Raw genomic sequence first — 24,918 nt, 5'->3', positions numbered from 1 at the left:
TAATACTCACTCCTTTCTTAATTATTTACCAGTTTTACCTGCTTTACGTCTTACAACTTCATCAGAATATTTGATTCCTTTTCCTTTATAAGGTTCAGGTCTTCTCCAATCTCTAATTACTGCTGCATAATTACCTACTTGTTGTTTATCTATTCCCTTAATTGTTATCTTATTTGTTCCCTCAACTGTTGTTTCAATTCCTTTTGGATCTTCCATTTCAACAGGATGAGAAAAACCTAAATTTAATAATAATTTATTTCCTTGTTTTTGTGCCCTATATCCAACACCTACAATCTCAAGTGTTTTTTGATATCCTTCATTTACACCTATTACCATGTTATTAATGAGAGTTCTTGTTAAACCATGAAGTGATTTATGTTCTTTAACTTCTGATGGTCTTGAAACAATGATTTCTGTTCCTTGAACTTCTATTATCATTGACTTTGGTAACTGTTGTTCAAGCTGTCCTTTCGGTCCTTTAACAACTGCGTAATTGTTTTTATCAATTTTCACTTCAACATTAGCAGGTATATTTACAGGTTTTACACCTATTCTTGACATCTTAGCACCTCCTATTCGTCATTATTACCATACGTAGCAGATTACTTCTCCGCCAACTCCCTGTGTTCTTGCTTTTTTATCTGTTACAATTCCTTGTGATGTGGAAAGTATAGCTATTCCTAATCCACCTAATACTTTTGGAGTTTCATTTTTTCCAACATAAACTCTAAGACCAGGTTTAGATATTCTCTTAATTCCAGTTATAACTCTTTCTTTATTTTGCTGATATTTAAGCTCTACTCTTACAACGCCTTGCTTTCCATCATCTATAACATCAAAGCCCTTTATATAACCTTCTTCTACTAAGATATTTGCTATCTCTTTCTTTATCTTAGAAGCTGGTATATCTACAAATTCGTGTTTTGAATGATTTGCATTTCTTATTCTAGTTAACATATCTGCGATAGGATCTGTCATTACCATGCAAGTAACCTCCTTCCATTTTTAAAATTTTACCAACTAGCCTTTTTAACCCCAGGTATTTGACCTTTATAAGCCAGTTCTCTAAAGCATATACGGCATATACCGAATTTCCTTAAATAAGCATGAGGTCTTCCACAAATTTTGCATCTTGAGTATTCTCTAGTTGAATACTTTTGTTTTCTCTGTTGTTTTACTTTTAGAGATGTTTTTGCCATTTTTAATCCTCCCTTACTTACTAAAAGGCATTCCTAATAATTTCAAAAGCTCACGAGCTTCTTCGTCAGTATTAGCTGTTGTTGTTATAATTACATCCATACCTCTTATTTTATCGATTTTATCATAATTTATTTCAGGAAAAATCAACTGTTCCTTTATTCCTAAAGCATAGTTTCCCCTGCCATCAAAAGCTGTTTTTGAAACTCCTCTAAAGTCTCTAACTCTTGGTAAAGCAACATTAACCAACTTATCAAAGAATTCGTACATGTGGTTTCCTCTTAAGGTTACCTTACATCCTACTGCCATACCTTCTCTAAGTTTAAAGTTAGATATTGATTTTCTGGCTTTTGTAACAACAGGTTTTTGTCCTGCAATAATTGTCATTTCTTCTACAGCGTTGTCTAAAAACTTTTGATTTTCTTTAGCCTCACCAACGCCCATATTTATTACTATCTTTTCTATTTTAGGTGCCTGCATAATGCTTTCATATTGGAACTTTTCCATAAGCGCCGGCACTACTTGATCTTTATATGTCTCTTTTAGTCTAGCCATATAGTTCGTACCTCCCTTCGAGCATTATTCAAACAATTGACCGCACTTCTTACATGCTCTAACTTTTTTACCATTATTTATTTTAATTTCAGTTCTAACGCCTGATTTGCATTTGTCGCAGTATATCATAACATTTGAAGCATCTATAGCGCCTTCACGATGCAATATTCCTGCTTGTTGCATCTCTCTAGTAGCTTTTTGATGCTTAGTAACCATATTCACGCCTTCAACGATTACTCTATTTAGCTTTGGTAAACTAGAAAGTATTTTTCCTGTTTTACCTTTATCACTACCTGCTATAACTACTACTTTATCGCCTTTCTTAACGTGCATTCTTATACACCTCCCATTAAAGTACTTCCGGTGCTAGTGAGATTATTTTCATAAACTTTCCATCTCTCAACTCTCTTGTTATAGGACCAAATATACGAGTTCCTACAGGTGTTTTATCATCCTTAATAATTACAGCAGCATTCTCATCAAACTTAATATATGTGCCATCATTTCTTCTAACGCCAAACTTAGTTCTTACAATTACTGCTTTAACAACATCACCTTTCTTAACAACTCCACCAGGTGTTGCAGTTTTAACCGCACATACAATTATATCTCCAACGTTTCCGTATTTTCTCCCAGAACCGCCTAATACTTTTATTACAAGGACTTCCTTAGCTCCAGAATTATCTGCTACTCTTAACCTTGATTCTGTTTGTATCATATCCTTCAAAACCTCCCTTCAATTGTCTTAGGGTTATTTAGCTTCCTCAAGTATTTCAACCAATCTCCATCTTTTATCTTTAGATAATGGTCTAGTCTCCATTATTTTTACTGTATCGCCAATTTTGCATTGGTTGTTTTCATCATGTGCTTTATATTTATTGGTCGTTTTTATTTGTTTCTTATAAAGAGGATGTGCTACAAGCCTTTCGGTAGCAACTACTATAGTCTTATCCATTTTATCGCTAACTACTTTTCCTACTATTACTTTTCTGTTGCCTCTTTCCAAAGTTAATATCCTCCTTTCATACTACTCTGCATTTATGTTTAACTCACGTTCTCTTAGAACTGTTTTTACACGTGCAATATCTTTCTTTACTTTATTAATTCTCATTGGATTATCAAGCTCACCTGTTGCAAGTTGAAATCTTAGATTAAAAAGTTCTGTTTTTAAATCTAAAACTGATTTGTTCAACTCATCAACTGATTTATTTCTTAAATCTTTAGCTTTCATTTGCTTCACCATCCTTTTCTACTGCCTGGTCTTTGGTGATAAATTTGCACTTAATAGGCAATTTATGCATGGCAAGTCTCATTGCTTCTCTCGCAACTTCTTCAGAAACCCCTGACATTTCGAATAATACTCTGCCTGGTTTTACGACTGCTACCCAGTATTCAGGCGATCCCTTTCCCTTACCCATACGAGTTTCGGCTGGTTTTTTTGTTACTGGTTTATCTGGGAATATTTTAATCCAAATTTGACCGCCTCTTTTAACATATCTTGTCATTGCTCTTCTGGCAGCTTCAATTTGATTTGATGTTATCCAAGCTGGTTCTTGTGCTTGAAGCCCATATTCGCCATAAGTAACAGTATTACCTCTTGTTGCTACTCCTGTCATTCTTCCTCTTTGAACCTTACGGCGTTTTACTCTTTTAGGCATTAACATATTAATCTTCCTCCTTCCTTCAGGACTTATTACTTTTTATCTCTTTTAAAGTTGTTATTTGGTCTTCTTTTTTTTCTATTATCTCTACTATCTCTTGGTGCCTTTGTTGGTTCTTGGTTGTCAGATAATAAAGAACCTGATTTTTTCAATATTTCTCCTCTACATATCCAAACTTTAATACCAACTTTTCCAAAAGTAGTATTAGCTTCTGCAAAGCCATAACTAATATCGGCTCTTAAAGTATGAAGAGGGATTTTACCATCATTATAACCTTCTGTCCTAGCCATATCTGCACCATTTAATCTTCCTGATGCTGATGTTTTAATTCCTACAGCTCCCATTTTCATTGTTCTTTGCATTGATTGCTTCATTGCTCTTCTGAATGAAATACGCTTTTCTAACTGACTAGCTATATTTTCTGCAACCAATTGACCATTCAATTCAGGAACCTTTACTTCTTCAACATTTATTATAACTGTTTTACCAGTTAACTCTTCAACATGTTTTTTTAATTGTTCAACTCCAGATCCGCCTTTTCCTATAATCATACCTGGTTTAGCAGTAAACACACTTACCTTAATTCTGCTGGCAAATCTTTCGATTTCTATTTTTGCAATTCCTGCTTGGAAAAATGTTTCTTTTATATATTCACGGATTTTATAGTCTTCAGACAAATTTAAACTAAAATTCTTTTTGTCTGCATACCACTTAGAGTCCCAATCCTTAATAACGCCAACTCTAAGTCCATGAGGATTTACCTTCTGACCCATTTTCTACCTCCTTTGCTATTCTCTTTCTTTAACTACTGCACCTACGTGGCTGCTTCTTTTCAAGATTTTATATGCTGAACCTTTTGCTCTAGGTCTCCATCTTTTTAAAGTTGGTCCTTGATTAGCATAAGCTTGTGAAACATATAATTTATCTCTATCTAGTTCAAAGTTGTTTTCTGCATTAGCTGTAGCTGATTTAACTACCTTTTCTAAAATTCTAGCTCCTTTGCTTTGATGGAATTTTAAAATAGTTAATGCTTCATCAACATTTTTACCTCTTACCATATCACATACGAATCTCATTTTTCTAGGTGATACTCTTATATATTTAGCAACTGCCCTAGCTTCCATTTTAGCTACCTCCCTTCATTACTTAACTCTTGAAGATTTATCAGTCTTATCGTGTCCTCTATAAGTTCTTGTTGGAGCAAATTCACCTAATTTGTGTCCAACCATATCTTCTGTTATATATACAGGAACGTGCTTTCTGCCATCATGTATAGCTAATGTGTGGCCTACCATTTCGGGGAATATTGTTGATCTTCTTGACCAAGTTTTTAAAACCTTTTTACTATTAGCTTCATTCATATCCACGATCTTTTTCAGAAGACTTGGCTCACAATAAGGCCCCTTCTTTAATGATCTACCCATTCACTATTTCCTCCTTTCAAAAAAACCAAATTATTTTACGTTTCTTCTCTTTACAATCATCTTATCAGATTTCTTATTTTTCTTACGAGTTTTGTATCCAAGTGCTGGTTTTCCCCAAGGAGTTACTGGTGAAGGTCTTCCTATAGGAGCCCTTCCTTCTCCACCACCGTGAGGGTGATCGTTAGGATTCATTACACTACCTCTTACTGTAGGTCTGATTCCCATGTGTCTTTTCCTACCAGCTTTACCTATAGATATATTTTCATAATCCAAATTACCTACTTGACCGATTGTTGCTCTGCAATCCATGCTTATCATTCTTACTTCACCACTAGGTAATCTTACTTGAGCATATTTACCTTCCTTAGCCATAAGCTGAGCAGCGTTTCCTGCTGATCTTACCATTTGGCCACCTTTACCAGGTTTAAGCTCAATGTTATGAATCATTGTTCCTACAGGTATATTTCTTACAGGAAGTGCATTTCCTACTTTTATATCTGCATCCGGTCCTGAAACTATCATATCTCCTACTGTTAACTTATGAGGAGCAATAATGTATCTTTTTTCACCATCAACATAATTTATAAGTGCTATATTTGCGCTTCTATTTGGATCATACTCAATCGTTGCAACCTTTCCCGGTACTCCATCTTTGTTTCTTTTAAAATCTATGATTCTATATTTTCTCTTTTCTCCGCCACCTTTATGACGTACTGTTATTCTGCCATAAGCATTTCTTCCTGCTTTGCTTTTCAAAGGAGCTAAAAGAGATTTCTCTGGCTCATTAGTTGTAATTTCTTCAAATGTTGACACAGTCATCTGTCTCAACGCTGGAGAGGTTGGTCTGTATTTTCTAATACCCATGAGATTTTCCTCCTTTTTTTCAATTTTCTATCTTTAAATTCCTTCAAAATATTCTATTGTTTTACTATCTTCAGTCAAAGTCACTATAGCTTTTTTCCAATCAGCTCTTTTACCTATATTAGCGCCCATTCTTTTTTTCTTTCCGAGCATATTCATAGTGTTAACTTGCGCAACTTTAACGCCAAAAACCTGTTCCACTGCATTTTTAATTTCTGTTTTATTAGACCTTTTATCAACAACAAAAGTATACTTCTTATCTGCCATTGCATCCATGCTGGCTTCTGTTACTATTGGTCTTATTATTACATCGTGTGGATCGCGCATTATGCGTACACCTCCTCCACTTTATTAACTGCATCCTTTGTTATTAAGAAAGTATCACAGTTTAAAATGTCATAAACATTAATTGTATTTACATAAGCTGTTTTCACTCCATGAATATTTGCAGCTGATCTTACAACAGCTTCATCTCTATCAGGAATAACTATTAATGTTTTTTTACCAGAGTTAAGATTTTTTAATACCTTAACCATTTCTTTTGTTTTTGCTTGTTCTAGTTCCAAACTTTCAACAACAATTATTTCTTTATCTACAACCTTAGAACTTAATGCTGATTTAAGAGCCAATCTTTTAATTTTCTTAGGAAGTTTGTAGCTATAATCTCTTGGTTTAGGAGCAAATACAACTCCGCCGCCTTTCCATTGTGGTGATCTAATACTACCTTGTCTTGCTCGACCTGTTCCTTTTTGTCTCCAAGGCTTTCTACCACCGCCTCTAACTTCAGCTCTTGTTTTAGCTGATTGAGTTCCCTGTCTTTGATTAGCTAAATAATTCTTTACAGCTTCATACATCACATGTGTATTAACTTCAACTCCAAATATGTTATCATTTAAATCCATATCACCTATTTGGCTACCTGTTTTATCATAAAGAGCTACCTTTGGCATCTTTAATCCTCCTTTCCCTTTAATTATTTCTTAAATCTGATTGCTTCTCTTATGCTTACCAAACCTTTTTTAGGTCCTGGTATTGCACCTTTTAATAAAATAGCATTCTTATCTGTATCTACTTTAATTACTTCAAGGTTTAATACTGTTACTCTCTCATGACCCATATGTCCATGAGCTTTAGTTCCTTTAACAACTTTTGCTGGATAAGCAGAAGCTCCTAAAGAACCTCTTAATCTGTGAAATTTAGAACCATGACTCATAGGTCCTCTGTGATGTCCATGTCTTTTAATACTGCCGGCAAAGCCTTTACCTTTAGAAATTCCAATTACGTCTACTAACTCTCCAGCTTCAAATATTTCAACACCAATTTTTTGACCAACTTCATAGTCATCAATGTTATCAACCTTAAATTCTCTTAAGTATTTCTTAGGTTCTACTTTAGATTTTTCAAAATGACCCTTTATAGGTTTAGTAACATTTATAGGTTTTATGTTTCCAAATCCAACTTGAATAGCATTATATCCATCTTTTTCAACAGTCTTCTTTTGCACAACAACCATTTCGCCAGATTCAACTACTGTTACAGGGACTACATTACCTTGTTCTGTAAATACTTGTGTCATTCCGACTTTTTTACCAAGAATTGCTTTCATTCTTACACCTCCTATTTTCTTACAGCGGATTACTCTTTGAGTAATCATCCTAAGCAGAGTGTATATTATATTTTTTCTCTACTTGCTATTAAAACATCGAAGAAATTGCCTTGCAATTTCATCACATCGTTTCAACGATGTATCCTCGTTACAATTTAATTTCAATATCTACTCCTGCTGGCAAATTAAGCTTCATTAATGAATCTACAGTTTTTGGAGTAGGGTTAGTTATGTCAATTAATCTTTTGTGAGTTCTTTGCTCAAACTGCTCTCTGGAATCTTTGTACTTGTGTACAGCTCTAAGTATAGTAATTACCTGTTTTTCCGTAGGCAGTGGAATTGGTCCAGCAACTGTAGCACCAGTTGTCTTTGCTGTTTCTACAATTTTTTGTGCAGATTGATCGATTAATTGATGATCATAAGCTTTTAACCTGATTCTTATTTTTTGTGTGTTTGCCATTTTTTTACCTCCTTTTTCGTATGTCAACCATACAACTCGGGATTGCTCGATACACCCAGCCGGGTGTTTCTTATTTTTTTTAAAAGCAATACCGGTCGCCCTGTTTTCTAACAGGACATACTCTGCAAAAATTCCCTGAAAAATCAGCAACCTTTTGCGTCATCGCATGTGGCAAGCTTGATTATAATATACCAAAAATACACATAAATCAAGTGTTTTTTTTAATTGTTTCGCAATCTTAACACTTGTTACATTTAGTTCATATGATTTCCTGTAAAACATTCTTTTTATACAATACTCGCTATTTTTAAAGCTTCTATAACAATCAAAAGTAATTGATTATGCAATTACTTTATTCTATACTTTAGTTGTCCAGAATTTTGTCAACCTTTATCCCTAGTTTATCCATTTTATAATATAAAGTTTGCCTTGGTATATCAAGTTTCTTAGATGTCCTTGTTATATTATGATTATTTTCTGTTAAAGCTTGACAAATTATTCGTTTCTCAAATTGTTTTAATTGTTCATTTAAAGATTGATTACTATGTTTAATTACCAAGTTAGGATATTCTTTAACTTCATTGCTTTTTATTAAGTACTCTGGTAAATCCTTCACAGTTAAAATACTTTTTTCAGTAATATTCATAGCATGTTCAATAACATGTTTAAGTTCCCTAGTATTCCCTGGCCAATCATAATAATAAAAGAAATCTAAAACTTCTTCAGAAAAACCAATTATATTCTTTCTTAACTCTTGATTTAACTCATATATAAAATAATTTGAAAGTTCTATTATATCTTCTTTATTATTTCTTAAAGGAGGTAAACTAAAGTTTATAACATTTAACCTGAAAAATAAATCTTTCCTTATTTTACCTGATGTTATTGCATCATTAGGATTTTCATTTAAAGCTGCTATAACACGTACATCAACCTTTCTCAATTTGTTTTCACCAATTCTTCTTATATTTCCTTCTTCTAGGAATCTTAAAAGTTTAGCTTGAAGAGTTATATCCATAGAATTTATTTCATCTAAAAACAATGTACCACCATTTGCCGCTTCGATTAACCCTTTTGAGTTTTTTGCCCCTGTAAAACTTCCTAGAGTTGTACCAAATAAAATACTTTCCAGAAGAGTTTCTGGTATTGCAGCACAATTTTGGGCTATAAATGGCATGTCTCTTCTATAACTTTCATTGTGAATACTCTGAACTAACAGTTCTTTGCCTGTACCTGTTTCACCATAAACTAAAACTGGAGACTTGCTATTTGCTATTTTAAGAATTTTATTTTTGATTTTATTTATCTCAGAACTATTTCCAATTATATTATCCAATGTATAGTTTGCTTTTTCTACTAATTGTACCTCATTTGATATATTATAACCATTTCGACTAATATTCGTATATTTGTCAACATCTGAAAATATTTCAATAGCACCTTCAAGTTGACCGTTTTCATAATATGGAATAGTAGTGGATAATATAGTTACTTGTTTACTCTGATAATTATAATAATTTTGAATATAATTTTTAATTCCACGTCCAGTAGTTAAAGCCCTAATAATAGTGCTTGTCTCATTTGTCAATTTAGGAAAAATCTCCAGAATATGCTTACCTATTGCATTTTCTATATTTACTCCTGCTAGATCATTGGCTGACTTATTATAAAAAATAACAATACCTTTTTTATCAACTATAAATATACCACTATAAATATTTTCTGATATTAATTTCATTATATTTTTATAATCCATATTACCATCCAACCTTTATTTTAATATATCTTAGTTATTATAACATTTAATATGAAATATTTAAATACATTTTTCTACACATAAAACTACTTTAATAATCTATGACAATAATTAATCATATATAATAATTAATACTAATATACATTCGCAAGGACGTTCCTATATAATAAAAAAATCGTAAGATTATATTAAACCTTACGACTTTTTATAGTTATAACTTCTAAAATGAAGTTATTAATATCAATTGTTCTTTAATTATTATTGAATAATTTTAGTAACAACTCCAGAACCAACTGTTCTTCCGCCTTCTCTAATAGCAAATCTTAATCCTTCTTCTATTGCTATTGGATGGATTAATTCTACTACAAATGTTGCGTTATCTCCTGGCATACACATTTCTACGCCTTCTTCTAAGTCTATTTGTCCTGTTATATCTGTTGTTCTAAAATAAAACTGTGGTCTATATCCATTAAAGAATGGTGTATGTCTTCCACCTTCTTCTTTTGTTAATACATATACTTCTGCATTGAACTTTGTATGTGGAGTTATTGTTCCTGGTTTTGCTAATACTTGACCTCTTTGGATGTCACTTCTTTGCACTCCTCTTAGTAATGCTCCTATATTGTCTCCTGCTTCTGCTTGATCCAATAATTTCTTGAACATTTCTACTCCTGTACATACTGTTTCTGTTGGTTCATCATTTAATCCAACAATTTGTACTTTATCTTGTACCTTTAATATTCCTCTTTCAACTCTTCCTGTTGCAACTGTGCCTCTTCCTGTGATTGAGAATACATCTTCTACTGGCATCAAGAATGGTTTGTCTTGGTCTCTTTCTGGTGTAGGTACTGTATCATCTACTGCCTGCATTAATTCTAATATTTTGTCTCCCCATTCACTATCTGAATCTTCTAATGCTTTTAATGCTGAGCCTACTATAATTGGTGTGTTATCTCCGTCAAATTCATATTCTGATAAAAGTTCTCTAACTTCCATCTCTACTAATTCGATTAATTCTGGATCATCTACCATATCTGCTTTGTTTAAAAATACTACTAATGATGGTACTCCAACCTGTCTTGCTAGTAAGATATGCTCTCTTGTTTGAGGCATTGGTCCATCTGCTGCTGATACTACTAAGATTCCTCCATCCATCTGTGCTGCTCCTGTAATCATATTCTTTACATAGTCAGCATGGCCTGGACAATCAACGTGTGCATAGTGTCTATTTGCTGTTTCATACTCAACGTGTGATGTTGATATTGTGATTCCTCTTTCTCTTTCTTCTGGAGCTTTATCTATATTGTCAAATGCTACTGCTTCTCCAGTTCCGTTTCTCTTATTTAATGTTATTGTTATTGCTGCTGTTAGTGTTGTTTTACCATGGTCAACGTGGCCTATTGTTCCTACGTTAACATGGGGTTTGTTTCTTTCAAATTTTTGCTTTGCCATTTTTATTTCCTCCCATTTTTATTTAACTAATTTTTCAGCTACGCTATTAGGCACTTTTTCATAGTGATGGAATTCCATTGCATAACTTGCTCTACCTTGAGTCATTGATCTCAATGTAGTAGCATATCCAAACATTTCAGATAATGGTACAAATGAATCAACAACCTTTACACCATTTCTATCACTAAAGCCTTCTATTCTACCTCTTCTTGAATTAACATCTCCCATAACATCACCTAAATATTCTTCTGGTGTTGTTATTTCGACTTTCATATAAGGTTCTAGTAAAGCTGGTGATGCTTTTTCCATAGCTTGTTTAAAAGCCATAGAACCAGCAATTTTAAATGCCATTTCACTTGAGTCAACTTCATGATATGAACCATCATATAATGTTATTTTAAAGTCAATAACTGGATATCCAGCAACTATACCATTTTCAGCTGCTCCTTTTATACCGGCTTCAACTGCTGGTATATATTCTCTTGGTATTACTCCACCTGTGATTGCATTAACAAAAGTAAAACCTTCACCTGATTCTTGAGGCTCAATGGTAATTTTAACATGACCATATTGTCCTTTACCACCAGATTGTCTAGCATACTTGCAATCAACATCTGCAGTACTTGTAATTGTTTCCTTGTAAGAAACTTGAGGCTTACCTACATTTGCTTCAACTTTGAATTCTCTCAAAAGTCTATCTACAATTATTTCCAAATGAAGTTCGCCCATACCTGCAATAATTGTCTGTCCTGTATCAGGGTTAGTATATGTTTTAAATGTTGGATCCTCTTCTGCTAGTTTCTGAAGACCGATACCCATTTTTTCCTGTCCTGCTTTAGTTTTCGGTTCAATAGCTACTTCAATAACAGGTTCTGGGAATTCCATAGATTCAAGTAATATAGGGTGATCTGCATCACACAAAGTATCTCCTGTTGTAGTTTGCTTTAAGCCAACTGCTGCATCTATATCCCCTGTATAAGATTCTTTGATTTCTTCACGCTTATTAGCATGCATTTGAAGTAATCTTCCGATTCTTTCCTTCTTATTCTTAGTAGAGTTTAATACATAACTTCCTGAAACTAATGTACCTGAATAAACTCTAAAGAAAGTAAGTTTACCTACAAATGGATCAACCATTATTTTAAATGCTAATGCTGCTAATGGAGCATCATCTGAAACTTCTCTTACTATTTCTTCATTTGTTTTCGGATCAAAACCTTTCATTTGAGGAACTTCTATTGGATTTGGTAAATAATTAATAACTGCATCTAACAACAGTTTTACGCCTTTGTGCTTATAAGCTGAGCCACATAGAACTGGAACTATTTCATTGTTGATAGTTTCTTTTCTTATAGCTGCTTTTAATTCATCAACTGCAATTTCTTCACCATTTAAATATTTTTCCATTATATTTTCGTCAAAATCAGATACTGATTCTAAAAGTTTGTCTCTATATTCATTCGCTTGTTCCATATAATCTTCTGGTATTTCAATAACTTCTATAGCTGTTCCTTCTTCATTATTATATCTTACAGCTTTCATTTCAACTAAATCTATAATAATGTGAAAATTTTCTTCAGTTCCTATAGGAATCTGAATTGGTACAGCATTTGCTTTTAGTCTATCTACCATTGTGCTTACTGAATAAAAGAAATTTGCTCCTAATTTATCCATTTTATTAATAAAACATATTCTTGGTACATTATATTTATCTGCCTGTCTCCAAACAGTTTCTGATTGAGGCTCAACCCCCATCTTTGCGTCAAATATTGCTACAGCACCATCTAACACTCTTAATGACCTTTCAACTTCAACAGTGAAATCTACGTGACCAGGTGTATCGATAATGTTTATTCTTACATCATTCCATTTACAAGTAGTAGCAGCTGAAGTTATTGTAATTCCTCTTTCCTGCTCTTGCTCCATCCAGTCCATTTGAGCTGCACCTTCATGAGTTTCTCCTACTTTATGAATTTTGCCAGTATAGAACAGGATTCTTTCGGTGCATGTAGTTTTCCCTGCATCAATATGCGCCATTATTCCAATATTCCTCGTTTTGTCTAAAGGATATTCTCTCATTAATTTCCCTCCTTCAAGCTGCAAATAAAACTTTACTACTTAGATTACCATCTAAAGTGTGCAAATGCTTTATTAGCGTCTGCCATTTTATGTGTGTCTTCTCTTTTCTTAACACTTGCTCCTACGTTATTGGCAGCATCCATTATTTCTTTTGCTAACCTTTCACGCATAGTTCTTTCTCCTCTTTTACGAGAATAACTTACTAACCATCTTAACCCTAAAGTTTGTCTTCTCTCTGGTCTTACTTCTATTGGTACTTGATAAGTTGCACCACCAACTCTTCTTGCTTTTACTTCAAGAACTGGCATAATATTATTCATAGCTTTAGTAAAAATCTCTAAAGGATCTTCACCTGTTTTCTCTTTTATCATATCAAATGCATCATATACAATGGTTTGGGCTACGCCTTTTTTACCATCGTACATTAGTTGATTAATCAACTTAGTAACTACTTTATCCTTATAAATAGGATCTTCCATTACTGCTCTTTTAGGTATGTGACCTTTTCTTGGCACTATACTTCCCTCCTTAATAATAAATTTAATTCATAGGTACTCGACAATAATAAATGCCGTTGTGCACAAAATGCATTCATTTCTGTAACAATTTCTGAGCATTTCATTAAAAAATCATAAAATACAAGATAACTGTAAACACAAATGTAACAACTTCTGACAATTCACGAAATAGTGAAAAGTAAGATATTGTATATATATATTATGGCGCTATACACATCATAATCTGCATAGTGTGCCGGAATCATCTAATTATTTTTTCTTTTCCAATTTGGCTCCATATTTAGACCTAGCTTGTTTTCTCTTGCTAACACCAGCTGTATCAAGGGTACCTCTAATAATATGATATCTAACCCCTGGTAAGTCTTTAACTCTACCACCTCTTATAAGAACAACACTATGTTCTTGTAAGTTGTGACCTTCTCCTGGAATATATGCACTAACTTCTACACCTGTTGTTAATTTAACTCTTGCAATTTTTCTAAGAGCTGAGTTAGGTTTTTTAGGTGTTACAGTTTTTACTGATGTACATACTCCTCTTTTTTGTGGAGAATTTACTTCATTCATTTTCTTTTGAAGTGTGTTATAACTTACATTCAATGCTGGAGAATTGGACTTATATGTTACCTGTTTTCTTCCTTTTCTCACTAACTGGTTAATAGTAGGCATCTTTGCACCTCCTTCTTTTATTATCTATTTTAAAACGGCAGCCGCCGCTGCGTTTACATCAATACCGCAAGCTGTTCCCAATTCTTTCATAGTATCGAAATACTCAATTTCGATTCCTTGATTATTGCAAACATCTACGATAGGTTGAGTTACATGCAAATCAGCATCCTTTGAAACAAGTACCTTTTCAACTTCATCCTTAGATATTGATCTCATAGTCTGCTTTTTGCCTATTACTATTTTTTTTTCTTTATTAATCATTTTATCACCTTTCAAAGATATTAACTAAGACAAATTAATACTTTTATTTAAAAGAACTTTGTCACATTAATTTATTTGAGGTTTAAAACACTAAAGTATTTTACCATCTTACATTTTAGATGTCAAATTATTTTTTTTATTTCTTAAAAATGATAAGGGAAGGTACTTTGCCCTTCCCTAAATTTATTACTCTTCCATAACTAAATCTTCTTCTTTTTTAATACTATCAGGGATTGTAATACCTATATTTCTATATTTTTTCATTCCAGTTCCAGCAGGTATAAGTTTACCAATTATAACATTCTCTTTAAGCCCTATTAAATTATCAACTTTTCCCTTAGTAGCTGCATCCGTTAAAACTCTTGTAGTTTCTTGGAATGATGCTGACGCTAAGAATGAATCTGTTGCCAATGATGATTTTGTTATACCCAATAATGCAACTTCTCCATTAGCTGGCTCTTTACCTTCTTTAATAGCTTCTTCATTTTGTTGATTAAATTCATCTATAGAAACAAGACTTCCTGGTAACAATGTAGTATCTCCAGATTCTTCAATTCTAATCTTATTTAACATCTGTCTGATAATAACTTCTACGTGCTTATCGCTAATATCAACACCTTGCATTCTATAAACTCTTTGCACTTCCATCAAAATATATGAGTGCAACGCCTTTATACCTTTAATCTTTAATATATCATGAGGATTAATAGAACCATCAGTAATTTTATCACCTGCTTCTATTTCATCTCCCTCTGTAACTAACAACTTAGATCCATAAGGAATAAGGTATGTTTTACTTTCAACTTCTGCATTATTTGTTATAGTTGCTTCTCTCTTATGAGCTTTTTCAGTTATAGTTACTCTTCCAGATAGTTCTGAAATAATAGCTTGACCTTTAGGTTTTCTTGCTTCAAATAATTCTTCTATACGCGGCAAACCTTGTGTAATATCTGCAGCTGCAGCTATACCTCCAGTATGGAATGTACGCATTGTTAACTGTGTACCAGGTTCCCCAATAGACTGAGCTGCTATAATACCTACAGCTCCTCCTACATGCACAAGTTTTCCAGTAGCCAAGTTAGTTCCATAACATTTAGCACAAACACCATGTTTTGTTTTACAAGTTAAAACTGATCTTACCTTTACAGATTTAATACCAGATTCCTGAATTTTTTTGGACATTTCTTCTGTTATAAGTTCCCCAGTCCTAACCATAATTTCCCCTGTTTTAGGGTGTGTTATATCTTTCGAAGAATATCTATCTGCGCATCTTTCACTTAATTCTTCAATTACTTCTTTTCCATCTACAAAAGACTCAACATCTATTCCATCAGTTGTTCCACAGTCTAATTCTCTGATTATAACATCCTGACTTACATCAACAAGCCTTCTTGTTAAATAGCCTGAATCTGCAGTTCTTAAAGCAGTATCCGTTAAACCTTTACGAGCACCTGTAGCAGATAAGAAGAACTCAAGAACTGTAAGTCCTTCACGGAAATTTGATTTAACTGGAACTTCAACTGTTTTACCAGAAGCACTAGCCATAAGTCCACGCATACCAGCAAGCTGCTTAATTTGATTACGACCTCCACGGGCACCAGATACAGACATTATATAAATGCTGTTTAACTCATCTAGATTATTCATAAGAGCTTCCGTAACATCTTCTGTAGTTTGATTCCATATTTTTATAACATTCTCATATCTTTCTTCATCTGTCATCAATCCTCTTCTATACTTTTTCTCATATTCAAGGACTTGTTTTTCTGCTTTTTCCAAAAGAATTCTCTTTTCATCAGGAACTGTTATATCACTAACACTTATAGTAATTGCTCCAATAGTTGAAAATTTATATCCTTTTGATTTTATACTATCCAAAACATCTGCCGTTTCAGCATTACCATGTTTTCTGAAACATCTATAGATTATTTCTTCTAAATGTTTTTTTGTAACAGTCATATCTATTTCAAGAGAGAATTTATCTTTTTCTCTATTAACAAAACCCAAGTCTTGTGGAATATCTTCATTTAATATAAATCTTCCCACTGTACTTTCAACTAGTTTTATGCTGCCGTCAACAACTTTTTTTACCTTGACTCTTGCATGCAAGTCAACTATTTTGTTGAAATATGCCATAATCATTTCATCAAAATCTTTAAATATCATACCTTCGCCCTTGGAACCTTCAATTTCAAGGGTCATATAATAACTACCAAGTACCATGTCTTGAGTAGGAGTTGTAATTGGTCTTCCATCCTTAGGTGCCAATATATTATTTACTGACATCATCAAAAATCTTGATTCTGCCTGTGCTTCAACTGACAAAGGAACATGAACTGCCATTTGGTCTCCATCAAAGTCTGCATTGTACGCAGTACAAACTAATGGATGCAATTTAATTGCCTTACCTTCAACTAATACTGGCTCAAAAGATTGAATACCGAGTCTATGCAATGTAGGCGCACGGTTTAACATTACAGTGTGATCCTTAATTATTTCATCTAAAACATCCCATACAGCATTATCAACCTTTTCAACTTTTTTCTTAGCACTCTTTATATTATGGGCTACTCCACTTTCAACTAATTTCTTCATTACAAAAGGTTTAAAAAGTTCCAAAGCCATCTTTTTAGGCAAACCACATTGATTAAATTTAAGTTCTGGTCCAACAACAATAACTGAACGACCAGAATAGTCAACTCTTTTTCCGAGTAGGTTCTGTCTAAAACGACCTTGCTTACCCTTTAACATATCAGATAATGATTTTAATGGTCTATTACCCGGTCCAGTAACAGGTCTTCCCCGTCTACCATTATCGATTAAAGCATCAACGGCCTCTTGTAACATTCTTTTTTCGTTTCTTACAATTATATCCGGCGCTCCTAAATCGAGTAACCTTTTTAATCTATTATTTCTATTAATTACTCTTCTGTATAAATCATTTAAATCAGAAGTTGCAAAACGTCCACCATCTAATTGAACCATTGGTCTTAATTCAGGAGGAATAACTGGTACTGCTTCAAGAATCATCCACTCAGGTTTATTTCCTGATACTCTAAAAGCCTCGACTACTTCAAGTCTACGAGTTATTCGAACCTTCTTTTGACCTTTGCTGTCCTTTAGTTGACTTTTTAACTCCACAGATTCTTTTTCAAGATCAATTTTTTGCAAAAGTTTTTTAATTGCTTCTGCACCCATTTCAGCCTTAAAGGCATTCTTATAATGATCTTTATATTCTCTGTACTCCATTTCAGTCAATAACTGCTTTTCAGATAAAGAAGTATTTCCTGCTTCTGTAACAACATACTGAGCAAAGTATAACACCTTCTCTAAAGCTCTTGGCGACATATCAAGCATTAAACCAAGTCTCGAAGGTATTCCCTTAAAATACCAAATATGAGAAACTGGCGCAGCTAACTCAATATGACCCATTCTTTCTCTTCTTACTTTTGCTTTTGTTACTTCAACGCCGCAACGATCACAAACTACTCCCTTATATCTAACTCTCTTGTATTTTCCGCAATGACATTCCCAATCTTTAGTAGGTCCAAATATCTTTTCACAGAAAAGACCATCCTTTTCAGGTTTCAGTGTACGGTAGTTAATTGTTTCTGGTTTTTTAACTTCTCCTCTTGACCATGATCTTATTTTATCAGGAGAAGATAATCCTATTCTTATCGATTCAAAATTATTATAATCTACCAAGGAGTTCGCTCCCTTCTTTATAATTTTTCAATTGATTCTCATTATTACTCATCATCATCGTTGTATAAATCATCATTATCTATATCCATTTCATCAACATCAGTAATATCAATAATGTCTTCAATTCCGCTTGTTTCTTCTACTACATTTTCAGAATCTTCAGTTACATCTATTTCAGTCATACCTTCTGATTCTTCATAATGCATTTCCTTTAAATCTTCACTTTCAACTGGAAGATCTTCATCATCATTATCCATAGAATCAACTATTTCAACTTCATCTTGATCGCTGGTAATAATCTTAATATCAAGAGACAAACTCTGTAATTCTTTTACTAAAACCTTAAAGGATTCAGGAATACCTGGCTCAGGAATATTTTCACCCTTAACTATTGCTTCATATGTTTTAACTCTACCAGTAACATCGTCTGATTTAACCGTCAATATTTCCTGCAAAGTATGAGCCGCTCCATAAGCCTCTAGAGCCCAAACCTCCATTTCACCGAATCTTTGGCCACCAAACTGAGCCTTTCCGCCTAATGGCTGTTGAGTTACTAGAGAATACGGTCCAGTTGAACGAGCATGTATTTTATCAGCTACAAGGTGATGCAACTTCAGCATATACATATATCCAACAGTTACTGGACCATCAAAAAACTCACCTGATCGTCCATCTCTTAAATCTATTTTACCACTCCTAGGATATCCAGCTAATTCAAGAGCATCCCAGATATCATCTTCAGAAGCACCATCAAATACTGGAGTTGCTACATTCCATCCAAGTTTCTTTGCTGCAAACCCTAAATGAACTTCTAGAACCTGACCAATATTCATACGAGAAGGCACTCCAAGAGGATTTAAAACTACTTGTAATGGAGTTCCATCAGGAAGATATGGCATATCCTCTTCTGGTAATATTCGAGATACAACACCTTTATTACCATGACGACCGCACATTTTATCACCAACATTAATCTTTCGTTTAGTGGCAATATAAACTCTTACAAGTTTACTTACTCCTGGACTTAATTCATCTCCATTTTCTCTCGTAAATACTTTAACATCTACTATAATACCAGCTTCCCCATGTGGTACTTTAAGAGATGTATCTCTAACCTCTCTTGCCTTTTCTCCGAATATAGCTCTAAGAAGTCTTTCCTCTGCTGTAAGTTCAGTTTCTCCTTTAGGAGTTACTTTACCTACAAGAATATCTCCTGATTCAACCTCAGCACCAATTCTGATAATACCTCTCTCGTCCAAATCTTTTAGAGAATCATCTCCTACATTTGGTATGTCTCTAGTAATTTCTTCAGGACCGAGTTTTGTATCCCTTGCCTCAGATTCATATTCTTCTATATGAATTGATGTCAAAACATCATCCATTACTAGTTTTTCATTTAACAATATAGCGTCTTCATAGTTGTATCCTTCCCATGTCATAAATCCAATAAGAAGATTTTTTCCTATTGCAATATCTCCATTTTCAGTTGAAGGACCATCAGCTATAATTTGCCCTCTTTTTATTTCATCACCATTATTTATTATAGGTCTTTGATTAACACAAGTCCCTTGATTTGAACGCTTAAACTTTAACAAAGGATATTTGTCAATCATTCCATTATCTTTTCTTCTAATCATAATTTCTGATGCAGATACAGATATAGCAGTTCCATCGTGTTCTGAAACTATTACTACACCAGAGTCCTTTGCAGCTTTGTATTCTAATCCAGTTCCAATAATAGGAGCCTCTGTTATCATAAGAGGAACAGCCTGTCTTTGCATGTTAGCACCCATTAAAGCACGATTAGCATCATCGTTTTCAAGGAAAGGAATCATGCCTGTTCCTACAGAAATAACTTGTTTAGGAGAAACCTCCATATAATCAACTTGATCCTTTGATACTATTTCATTTATACCGTCAATACCTCTAGCCACAACACGACTATTAACAAAGGTTCCATCTTCATTCAAAGGTTCATTAGACTGAGCAATTATCTTAGTATCCTCTACATCTGCAGTAATATAATCAATTATATTTGTTACCTGTCCAGTTTCTTTATCAACTCTTTGATATGGTGACTCTAAGAAACCATAATCATTTATTCTCGCATAAGTAGCTAAAGAATTTATCAGTCCTATATTAGGACCTTCAGGTGTTTCAATAGGGCACATTCTTCCATAATGAGAATGATGCACGTCCCTTACTTCAAAACTTGCTCTATCTCTACTTAAACCACCTGGCCCAAGAGCTGACATTCTTCTTTTATGAGTAAGTTCAGCTAATGGATTAGTTTGATCCATAAACTGAGAAAGCTGACTGCTTCCAAAAAATTCTTTTATAGCAGCAGATACAGGTCTAATATTAATCAACACTTGTGGTGTTACTACATCTACATCTTGAATAGTCATTCTTTCTCTAACTACTCTTTCCATTCTTGATAAACCAACTCTTACTTGATTTTGTAAAAGTTCGCCCACAGATCTTATTCTTCTGTTACCAAGATGGTCAATGTCGTCAGTATTTCCTACTCCCTTAAATAATCCAAATTGATAATTTACCGATGCCATCATATCATCTATAATTATATGTCTTGGAGAAAGTTTCTTTACATTATCAGCTATTGCTCTTTCTATTTCATCAATAGAATTGTTTTCATCTAATATTTGTTTCATTGAAGGATAATAAACCCGTTCCTTCAAACCAAGTTTTTCAAAATCTAAATCTAGTCCAAATATAGATGGATCAACAAATTTATTGCTCAGAACTCTTGTAATACTATCCTCATTATTATATATATCAATAGAAAAGATACCTGCTAATTCTAACTTCTCTATTGTCTTTTTATCAATAACTTCGTCTTTATGTATCAATATTTCGCCAGTTTCTTTATCTACAACATTTTCAGCTGATCTTTTGCCAATTATTCTATTTTCAAGACTTAGCTTTTTATTAAATTTATAACGTCCAACCTTAGCTAAATCATACCTTTTTGGGTCAAAAAATAAAGAATTAATTAAAGAGGTTGCACTATCTATAGTAGGAGGCTCTCCAGGTCTTAATCTTTTATAAATTTCAATGAGAGCTTCATCAGTATTTGTAGTGTTGTCCTTTTCAAAAGATTTCAAAAGTTGTTCTGTTTCACCAATATTTTCGATTATCTGAGAATTCGTGGAAAGACCCATCGCTCTAACAAGCACAGTAATAGGAAGTTTCCTTGTTCGGTCAACTCTTACATAGACAATATCATTGGAATCAGTTTCATATTCAAGCCATGCACCTCTATTTGGAATTACTGTAGCTGAATATAACTCCTTACCAATTTTATCCCTCGCCATATTGAAATAAACGCCTGGTGAACGCACCAACTGACTTACTATAACACGTTCTGCACCATTAATAATAAATGTGCCTTTTTCAGTCATCAATGGGAAATCACCCATAAATGCTTCTTGTTCCTTAATCTCTCCAGTTTCTTTGTTAATTAATCTTACCTTAAGTTTTAAAGGAACTGAATAAGTGGCGTCTCTTTCCTTACATTCAAGTTGGCTAAATTTTGGATCACCAAATAATGAATGATCAACAAATTCCAGAATCAAATTCCCTGTATAGTCCTCAATAGGAGAAATATCATCAAAAACTTCTCTTAGCCCCTCATTAAGAAACCATTCGTAAGACTTTTTCTGTACTTCAATAAGATCTGGTAGTTCTAAAACTTCATTAATTCTAGAGTAGGACATCCTAACTCTATTACCTATTTTCACAGGATGCGGCATTTTTTCACCCCTTAGTTAATAATTATTTTTCTGACATACAAATTCTATGCCAACATTCAATATTTATTGCATTATATAATAATAACATTACATAAATTTTATGTCAATATATTTTTTGTTATTTATTAAATTAAATTTATTTATATTATCTTGATTAATATATCTGTGAAAAGAATAAAACCATGCACTATTATTTACAATTATAAGAAAATTATACTCTAATCATATTAATTGTAAAATTCAATTTAAGAAATGAGTAAAAAGACTTTACTAAATTGTAAAGTCTTTTTAATTTTTGATATGAATGTTATTTAACTTCTACTGATGCGCCTTCTGCTTCTAATGCTTCTTTCATCTTGTCAGCTTCATCTTTTGCTATACCAGTTTTTAATGTAGTAGGTGCTCCATCAACTGCTTCTTTAGCTTCCTTTAAACCAAGACCAGTTAATTCTCTTACTACTTTTATAACTTTAATTTTTGAAGATCCAGCAGATGTTAATACTACATCAAATTCTGATTTTGCTTCTTCAGCAGGAGCTGCTCCACCTGCTGCAGCTCCACCTGCTATTGCTACTGGAGCCGCTGCTGATACTCCAAATTCCTCTTCAATTGCTTTTACTAATTCATTTAATTCTAAAACTGTAAGTTCTTTTATTTCTTCAACAAATTTTGTTATTTTTTCACTTGCCATTTTAATTACCTCCTATATTTTATAATTAGTTTGCTACTTCTTCATTTTTTTTGCCAACTTGATCAAGTATATATGCAAGATTTCTAATATTTCCTTGTAATACACCTGCCAACTGAGCAATAAGAATTTCTCTTGATGGAACATTAGCTAAAGTTTTAACTTCATCAGCATCCATTAACTTACCATCAGCAATACCAGCTTTTATTTTTATAGCATCACTTGTTTTAGCAAAATCATTTGTTACTTTAGCTGCAGATACTTCATCTTCATAAGATAAAGCTATTGCATTAGGTCCTTCTAAGTTTACATTGAAATCTTCATAACCTAATTCCTTAAACGCAAAACGCATCATAGTATTTTTGTATACTTTATATTCAACGCCTGCTTCTCTGCACTTATCTCTTAATTCAGTAGCCTTTTCAACTGATAACCCCTTGTATTCTACTAATACAATAGATTTAGCCTTATTTAACTTATCTGTAATATCATTAACAACTTGCTTTTTTTGTTCTAATACTGATTGATTCATATCCGTTTACACCTCCTTATAAGCGGCATACATTTATCCGGTTAGGGATCTAATTTTGACCTACCAACAATTCTTTCTTCGCTATCGCTCGAAATAATTGGGTTAGGGATATCGCAGTCTCATTCACCAATTTTTTTGCTCACTATCGTTCGCAAAAATTGGGAATTCGTTGCGGTTGACCTACCGCTATTTTTTCTTCGCTAACGCTCGTAAAAATAGGGTTAGGGATATCGCAGTCTCATTCACCAATTTTTTTGCTCACTATCGTTCGCAAAAATTGGGAATTCGTTGCGGTTGACCTACCAACAATTCTTTCTTCGCTATCGCTCGAAATAATTGGGTTAGGGCATACAAAAAATCTCTCCGCAGACGAAGAGAAATTAATTTATATCTCACCTCGGTTGGATATTTAAACTCTTTGAGCACCAACGGTCTGCGGTATCTATTTAATTGTCGCTTGAATTATATCAATAGTTCCATTTTTTGTCAATACAGATTAAATGATTAATTATTAATCCATTAACTTTGTTGGATTAATTTTAACTCCAGGACCCATCGTGCTAGCTATTGCAACACTTCTCAAGTATTTACCTTTAGCAGCGGCTGGTTTTGCCTTTACAATTGCATCCATAATAGTCTTTAAATTATCAACTAATTTTTCTGTACCGAAAGATTTTTTTCCAACAGGAACGTGAATAATGTTTGTTTTATCAAGTCTATATTCAACTTTACCTGCTTTAATCTCCTGAATAGCCTTTGCAACATCAAAAGTTACTGTTCCTGATTTTGGATTTGGCATTAACCCTTTAGGTCCTAATACTCTACCAAGTTTACCAACTACACCCATCATATCAGGAGTAGCTATAACTACATCAAAATCAAACCAATTCTCTTTTTGTATTTTATCAGCTAAATCAGCTTCACCTACGTAATCTGCTCCAGCTTCTTCAGCTTCCTTAGCTTTATCGCCTTTTGCAAATACTAATACACGTACAGTTTTTCCTGTTCCGTGTGGTAGAACTACAGCGCCTCTTACTTGTTGGTCTGCATGTCTAGAATCTACTCCTAATCTTATATGAGCCTCAATAGTCTCATCAAAATTAGCTTTTGCTGTACCTAACATTACTTCTACAGCTTCTTCTAAGTCATATAACTTTAATTTTTCAACTGTCTTAATACTGTCTTGATATTTTTTACCTCTTTTTGGCATTTAGTTTACCTCCTTTGTGGTCAATCAGCCATTTAGCCTCCCACTGCTTTGCCTAAAAATTATTCCTCAACTGTTACGCCCATACTTCTTGCAGTACCTGCTACTAATTTCATAGCAGCTTCAATAGTATTAGCATTTAAATCCGGCATTTTTATATTAGCAATTTCTTCACATTTTTCTTTAGACAAATTTGCTACCTTCTTTTTATTTGGTTCGCCGGAACCACTTTCGATACCAACTGCTTTTTTAATTAGAACTGCTACTGGCGGAGTTTTTGTGATGAATGTAAAAGATCTATCTTGATAAACAGTTAATACAACTGGTATTATCATACCTGCTTGATCTGCTGTTTTAGCATTAAATTCTTTACAAAATCCCATTATATTCACACCGTGAGGTCCTAATGCTGTACCAACTGGTGGAGCTGGAGTAGCCTTTCCTGCTGGAATCTGCAGTTTAACTATAGCTGTTACCTTTTTAGCCATATCGTTGCACCTCCTTAATCGTAAAACGA

29 protein-coding genes and 1 other annotated feature are annotated in these 24,918 nt (G+C 33.4%); all 29 genes read right to left on the bottom strand.

Annotated features, from left to right (window positions below; translation table 11 throughout):
• Positions 1-21 precede the first annotated feature (21 nt).
• The 29 genes from rplF to rplK all read right to left on the bottom strand — a co-directional run bounded on the left by rplF (position 22) and on the right by rplK (position 24,889).
• Positions 22-561, bottom strand: coding sequence for a 50S ribosomal protein L6 (gene rplF / locus U8307_RS12635; RefSeq protein ID WP_326908407.1), 540 nt, complete (start codon positions 559-561; stop codon positions 22-24).
• A 24-nt stretch (positions 562-585) separates the two neighbouring features.
• Positions 586-984 (bottom strand): 30S ribosomal protein S8, encoded by a 399-nt coding sequence (rpsH, locus tag U8307_RS12630; protein WP_326908405.1) that lies wholly within the window; start codon positions 982-984, stop codon positions 586-588.
• Positions 985-1,013: 29 nt separating this feature from the next.
• Positions 1,014-1,199: a type Z 30S ribosomal protein S14 gene (locus U8307_RS12625; protein WP_326908403.1), complete on the bottom strand. Its 186-nt coding sequence runs from the start codon at positions 1,197-1,199 to the stop codon at positions 1,014-1,016.
• A gap of 13 nt (positions 1,200-1,212) precedes the next feature.
• A complete protein-coding gene (gene rplE / locus U8307_RS12620; RefSeq protein WP_326908401.1) occupies positions 1,213-1,752 on the bottom strand; it encodes a 50S ribosomal protein L5 in 540 nt (179 codons plus the stop codon).
• 24 nt (positions 1,753-1,776) lie between these two features.
• Positions 1,777-2,085 (bottom strand): 50S ribosomal protein L24, encoded by a 309-nt coding sequence (rplX, locus tag U8307_RS12615; protein WP_326908399.1) that lies wholly within the window; start codon positions 2,083-2,085, stop codon positions 1,777-1,779.
• A 16-nt stretch (positions 2,086-2,101) separates the two neighbouring features.
• The gene (gene rplN / locus U8307_RS12610; protein ID WP_326908396.1) at positions 2,102-2,470 is read right to left on the bottom strand and encodes a 50S ribosomal protein L14; all 369 of its coding nucleotides are present in this window, start codon (positions 2,468-2,470) and stop codon (positions 2,102-2,104) included.
• Between the two features lie 33 nt (positions 2,471-2,503).
• Entirely contained in the window at positions 2,504-2,758 is a 255-nt protein-coding gene (rpsQ, locus tag U8307_RS12605; RefSeq protein ID WP_326908394.1) for a 30S ribosomal protein S17, read from the bottom strand.
• Between the two features lie 21 nt (positions 2,759-2,779).
• Complete coding sequence (gene rpmC, locus U8307_RS12600; RefSeq protein WP_326908392.1) at positions 2,780-2,983, bottom strand: 50S ribosomal protein L29; 204 nt, start codon at positions 2,981-2,983, stop codon at positions 2,780-2,782.
• On the bottom strand, positions 2,973-3,416 hold the full coding sequence (rplP, locus tag U8307_RS12595; protein ID WP_326908390.1) for a 50S ribosomal protein L16: 444 nt from the start codon (positions 3,414-3,416) through the stop codon (positions 2,973-2,975). The genes rpmC and rplP overlap by 11 nt, the downstream gene beginning before the upstream one ends.
• 29 nt (positions 3,417-3,445) lie before the next feature.
• Positions 3,446-4,186 carry a 30S ribosomal protein S3 gene (gene rpsC / locus U8307_RS12590; protein WP_326908388.1) on the bottom strand — a complete coding sequence of 247 codons (741 nt, stop codon included), beginning with the start codon at positions 4,184-4,186 and terminating at the stop codon, positions 3,446-3,448.
• 15 nt (positions 4,187-4,201) lie between these two features.
• The gene (gene rplV, locus U8307_RS12585) at positions 4,202-4,537 is read right to left on the bottom strand and encodes a 50S ribosomal protein L22 (protein ID WP_326908386.1); all 336 of its coding nucleotides are present in this window, start codon (positions 4,535-4,537) and stop codon (positions 4,202-4,204) included.
• Between the two features lie 18 nt (positions 4,538-4,555).
• Positions 4,556-4,837, bottom strand: a complete 282-nt coding sequence (gene rpsS / locus U8307_RS12580) for a 30S ribosomal protein S19 (protein ID WP_326908383.1) — start codon at positions 4,835-4,837, stop codon at positions 4,556-4,558.
• 30 nt (positions 4,838-4,867) lie between these two features.
• Positions 4,868-5,701, bottom strand: coding sequence for a 50S ribosomal protein L2 (gene rplB / locus U8307_RS12575; protein ID WP_326908381.1), 834 nt, complete (start codon positions 5,699-5,701; stop codon positions 4,868-4,870).
• A gap of 33 nt (positions 5,702-5,734) precedes the next feature.
• Positions 5,735-6,025 carry a 50S ribosomal protein L23 gene (gene rplW, locus U8307_RS12570; protein WP_326908379.1) on the bottom strand — a complete coding sequence of 97 codons (291 nt, stop codon included), beginning with the start codon at positions 6,023-6,025 and terminating at the stop codon, positions 5,735-5,737.
• The gene (gene rplD / locus U8307_RS12565; RefSeq protein WP_326908377.1) at positions 6,025-6,648 is read right to left on the bottom strand and encodes a 50S ribosomal protein L4; all 624 of its coding nucleotides are present in this window, start codon (positions 6,646-6,648) and stop codon (positions 6,025-6,027) included. The genes rplW and rplD overlap by 1 nt, the downstream gene beginning before the upstream one ends.
• 23 nt (positions 6,649-6,671) lie before the next feature.
• A complete protein-coding gene (gene rplC, locus U8307_RS12560) occupies positions 6,672-7,304 on the bottom strand; it encodes a 50S ribosomal protein L3 (protein ID WP_326908375.1) in 633 nt (210 codons plus the stop codon).
• 148 nt (positions 7,305-7,452) lie between these two features.
• Entirely contained in the window at positions 7,453-7,764 is a 312-nt protein-coding gene (rpsJ, locus tag U8307_RS12555; protein ID WP_326908373.1) for a 30S ribosomal protein S10, read from the bottom strand.
• A 364-nt stretch (positions 7,765-8,128) separates the two neighbouring features.
• Complete coding sequence (locus tag U8307_RS12550; protein ID WP_326908371.1) at positions 8,129-9,520, bottom strand: sigma-54 interaction domain-containing protein; 1,392 nt, start codon at positions 9,518-9,520, stop codon at positions 8,129-8,131.
• 258 nt (positions 9,521-9,778) lie between these two features.
• A complete protein-coding gene (gene tuf / locus U8307_RS12545) occupies positions 9,779-10,972 on the bottom strand; it encodes an elongation factor Tu (RefSeq protein WP_326908370.1) in 1,194 nt (397 codons plus the stop codon).
• Between the two features lie 18 nt (positions 10,973-10,990).
• On the bottom strand, positions 10,991-13,051 hold the full coding sequence (gene fusA / locus U8307_RS12540; protein ID WP_326908368.1) for an elongation factor G: 2,061 nt from the start codon (positions 13,049-13,051) through the stop codon (positions 10,991-10,993).
• A 44-nt stretch (positions 13,052-13,095) separates the two neighbouring features.
• Complete coding sequence (rpsG, locus tag U8307_RS12535; RefSeq protein WP_326908366.1) at positions 13,096-13,566, bottom strand: 30S ribosomal protein S7; 471 nt, start codon at positions 13,564-13,566, stop codon at positions 13,096-13,098.
• 252 nt (positions 13,567-13,818) lie between these two features.
• On the bottom strand, positions 13,819-14,235 hold the full coding sequence (gene rpsL / locus U8307_RS12530) for a 30S ribosomal protein S12 (protein WP_326908365.1): 417 nt from the start codon (positions 14,233-14,235) through the stop codon (positions 13,819-13,821).
• 24 nt (positions 14,236-14,259) lie between these two features.
• The gene (locus tag U8307_RS12525; protein WP_326908364.1) at positions 14,260-14,496 is read right to left on the bottom strand and encodes a ribosomal L7Ae/L30e/S12e/Gadd45 family protein; all 237 of its coding nucleotides are present in this window, start codon (positions 14,494-14,496) and stop codon (positions 14,260-14,262) included.
• A 186-nt stretch (positions 14,497-14,682) separates the two neighbouring features.
• Positions 14,683-18,201 carry a DNA-directed RNA polymerase subunit beta' gene (rpoC, locus tag U8307_RS12520; RefSeq protein ID WP_326908363.1) on the bottom strand — a complete coding sequence of 1,173 codons (3,519 nt, stop codon included), beginning with the start codon at positions 18,199-18,201 and terminating at the stop codon, positions 14,683-14,685.
• 44 nt (positions 18,202-18,245) lie between these two features.
• Positions 18,246-21,974, bottom strand: coding sequence for a DNA-directed RNA polymerase subunit beta (rpoB, locus tag U8307_RS12515; protein ID WP_326908361.1), 3,729 nt, complete (start codon positions 21,972-21,974; stop codon positions 18,246-18,248).
• 307 nt (positions 21,975-22,281) lie between these two features.
• Positions 22,282-22,665, bottom strand: a complete 384-nt coding sequence (gene rplL, locus U8307_RS12510) for a 50S ribosomal protein L7/L12 (protein ID WP_326908359.1) — start codon at positions 22,663-22,665, stop codon at positions 22,282-22,284.
• A 25-nt stretch (positions 22,666-22,690) separates the two neighbouring features.
• Complete coding sequence (gene rplJ / locus U8307_RS12505) at positions 22,691-23,194, bottom strand: 50S ribosomal protein L10 (protein WP_326908357.1); 504 nt, start codon at positions 23,192-23,194, stop codon at positions 22,691-22,693.
• A gap of 342 nt (positions 23,195-23,536) precedes the next feature.
• Positions 23,537-23,651, bottom strand: a sequence feature (ribosomal protein L10 leader region).
• A gap of 54 nt (positions 23,652-23,705) precedes the next feature.
• The gene (rplA, locus tag U8307_RS12500) at positions 23,706-24,404 is read right to left on the bottom strand and encodes a 50S ribosomal protein L1 (protein ID WP_326908355.1); all 699 of its coding nucleotides are present in this window, start codon (positions 24,402-24,404) and stop codon (positions 23,706-23,708) included.
• Between the two features lie 59 nt (positions 24,405-24,463).
• Positions 24,464-24,889, bottom strand: coding sequence for a 50S ribosomal protein L11 (gene rplK, locus U8307_RS12495; protein WP_326908352.1), 426 nt, complete (start codon positions 24,887-24,889; stop codon positions 24,464-24,466).
• Between the last annotated feature and the right edge of the window lie 29 nt (positions 24,890-24,918).

Origin of the sequence: Sedimentibacter sp. MB31-C6 (assembly GCF_035934735.1) — a bacterium.
Classification (GTDB): domain Bacteria; phylum Bacillota; class Clostridia; order Tissierellales; family Sedimentibacteraceae; genus Sedimentibacter.
The sequence above is the reverse complement of the archived record's forward strand: the minus strand, read 5'-3'. Positions and strand labels throughout refer to the sequence as shown.

Bases quoted from the DNA above. Each gene is read 5' to 3' on its own strand.
- rplF (WP_326908407.1), bottom strand. From the start codon at position 561: ATGTCAAGAATAGGTGTAAAACCTGTAAATATACCTGCTAATGTTGAA.
- rpsH (WP_326908405.1), bottom strand. From the start codon at position 984: ATGGTAATGACAGATCCTATCGCAGATATGTTAACTAGAATAAGAAAT.
- U8307_RS12625 (WP_326908403.1), bottom strand. From the start codon at position 1,199: ATGGCAAAAACATCTCTAAAAGTAAAACAACAGAGAAAACAAAAGTAT.
- rplE (WP_326908401.1), bottom strand. From the start codon at position 1,752: ATGGCTAGACTAAAAGAGACATATAAAGATCAAGTAGTGCCGGCGCTT.
- rplX (WP_326908399.1), bottom strand. From the start codon at position 2,085: ATGCACGTTAAGAAAGGCGATAAAGTAGTAGTTATAGCAGGTAGTGAT.
- rplN (WP_326908396.1), bottom strand. From the start codon at position 2,470: ATGATACAAACAGAATCAAGGTTAAGAGTAGCAGATAATTCTGGAGCT.
- rpmC (WP_326908392.1), bottom strand. From the start codon at position 2,983: ATGAAAGCTAAAGATTTAAGAAATAAATCAGTTGATGAGTTGAACAAA.
- rplP (WP_326908390.1), bottom strand. From the start codon at position 3,416: ATGTTAATGCCTAAAAGAGTAAAACGCCGTAAGGTTCAAAGAGGAAGA.
- rpsC (WP_326908388.1), bottom strand. From the start codon at position 4,186: ATGGGTCAGAAGGTAAATCCTCATGGACTTAGAGTTGGCGTTATTAAG.
- rplV (WP_326908386.1), bottom strand. From the start codon at position 4,537: ATGGAAGCTAGGGCAGTTGCTAAATATATAAGAGTATCACCTAGAAAA.
- rpsS (WP_326908383.1), bottom strand. From the start codon at position 4,837: ATGGGTAGATCATTAAAGAAGGGGCCTTATTGTGAGCCAAGTCTTCTG.
- rplB (WP_326908381.1), bottom strand. From the start codon at position 5,701: ATGGGTATTAGAAAATACAGACCAACCTCTCCAGCGTTGAGACAGATG.
- rplW (WP_326908379.1), bottom strand. From the start codon at position 6,025: ATGCGCGATCCACACGATGTAATAATAAGACCAATAGTAACAGAAGCC.
- rplD (WP_326908377.1), bottom strand. From the start codon at position 6,648: ATGCCAAAGGTAGCTCTTTATGATAAAACAGGTAGCCAAATAGGTGAT.
- rplC (WP_326908375.1), bottom strand. From the start codon at position 7,304: ATGAAAGCAATTCTTGGTAAAAAAGTCGGAATGACACAAGTATTTACA.
- rpsJ (WP_326908373.1), bottom strand. From the start codon at position 7,764: ATGGCAAACACACAAAAAATAAGAATCAGGTTAAAAGCTTATGATCAT.
- U8307_RS12550 (WP_326908371.1), bottom strand. From the start codon at position 9,520: ATGGATTATAAAAATATAATGAAATTAATATCAGAAAATATTTATAGT.
- tuf (WP_326908370.1), bottom strand. From the start codon at position 10,972: ATGGCAAAGCAAAAATTTGAAAGAAACAAACCCCATGTTAACGTAGGA.
- fusA (WP_326908368.1), bottom strand. From the start codon at position 13,051: ATGAGAGAATATCCTTTAGACAAAACGAGGAATATTGGAATAATGGCG.
- rpsL (WP_326908365.1), bottom strand. From the start codon at position 14,235: ATGCCTACTATTAACCAGTTAGTGAGAAAAGGAAGAAAACAGGTAACA.
- U8307_RS12525 (WP_326908364.1), bottom strand. From the start codon at position 14,496: ATGATTAATAAAGAAAAAAAAATAGTAATAGGCAAAAAGCAGACTATG.
- rpoB (WP_326908361.1), bottom strand. From the start codon at position 21,974: ATGCCGCATCCTGTGAAAATAGGTAATAGAGTTAGGATGTCCTACTCT.
- rplL (WP_326908359.1), bottom strand. From the start codon at position 22,665: ATGGCAAGTGAAAAAATAACAAAATTTGTTGAAGAAATAAAAGAACTT.
- rplJ (WP_326908357.1), bottom strand. From the start codon at position 23,194: ATGAATCAATCAGTATTAGAACAAAAAAAGCAAGTTGTTAATGATATT.
- rplA (WP_326908355.1), bottom strand. From the start codon at position 24,404: ATGCCAAAAAGAGGTAAAAAATATCAAGACAGTATTAAGACAGTTGAA.
- rplK (WP_326908352.1), bottom strand. From the start codon at position 24,889: ATGGCTAAAAAGGTAACAGCTATAGTTAAACTGCAGATTCCAGCAGGA.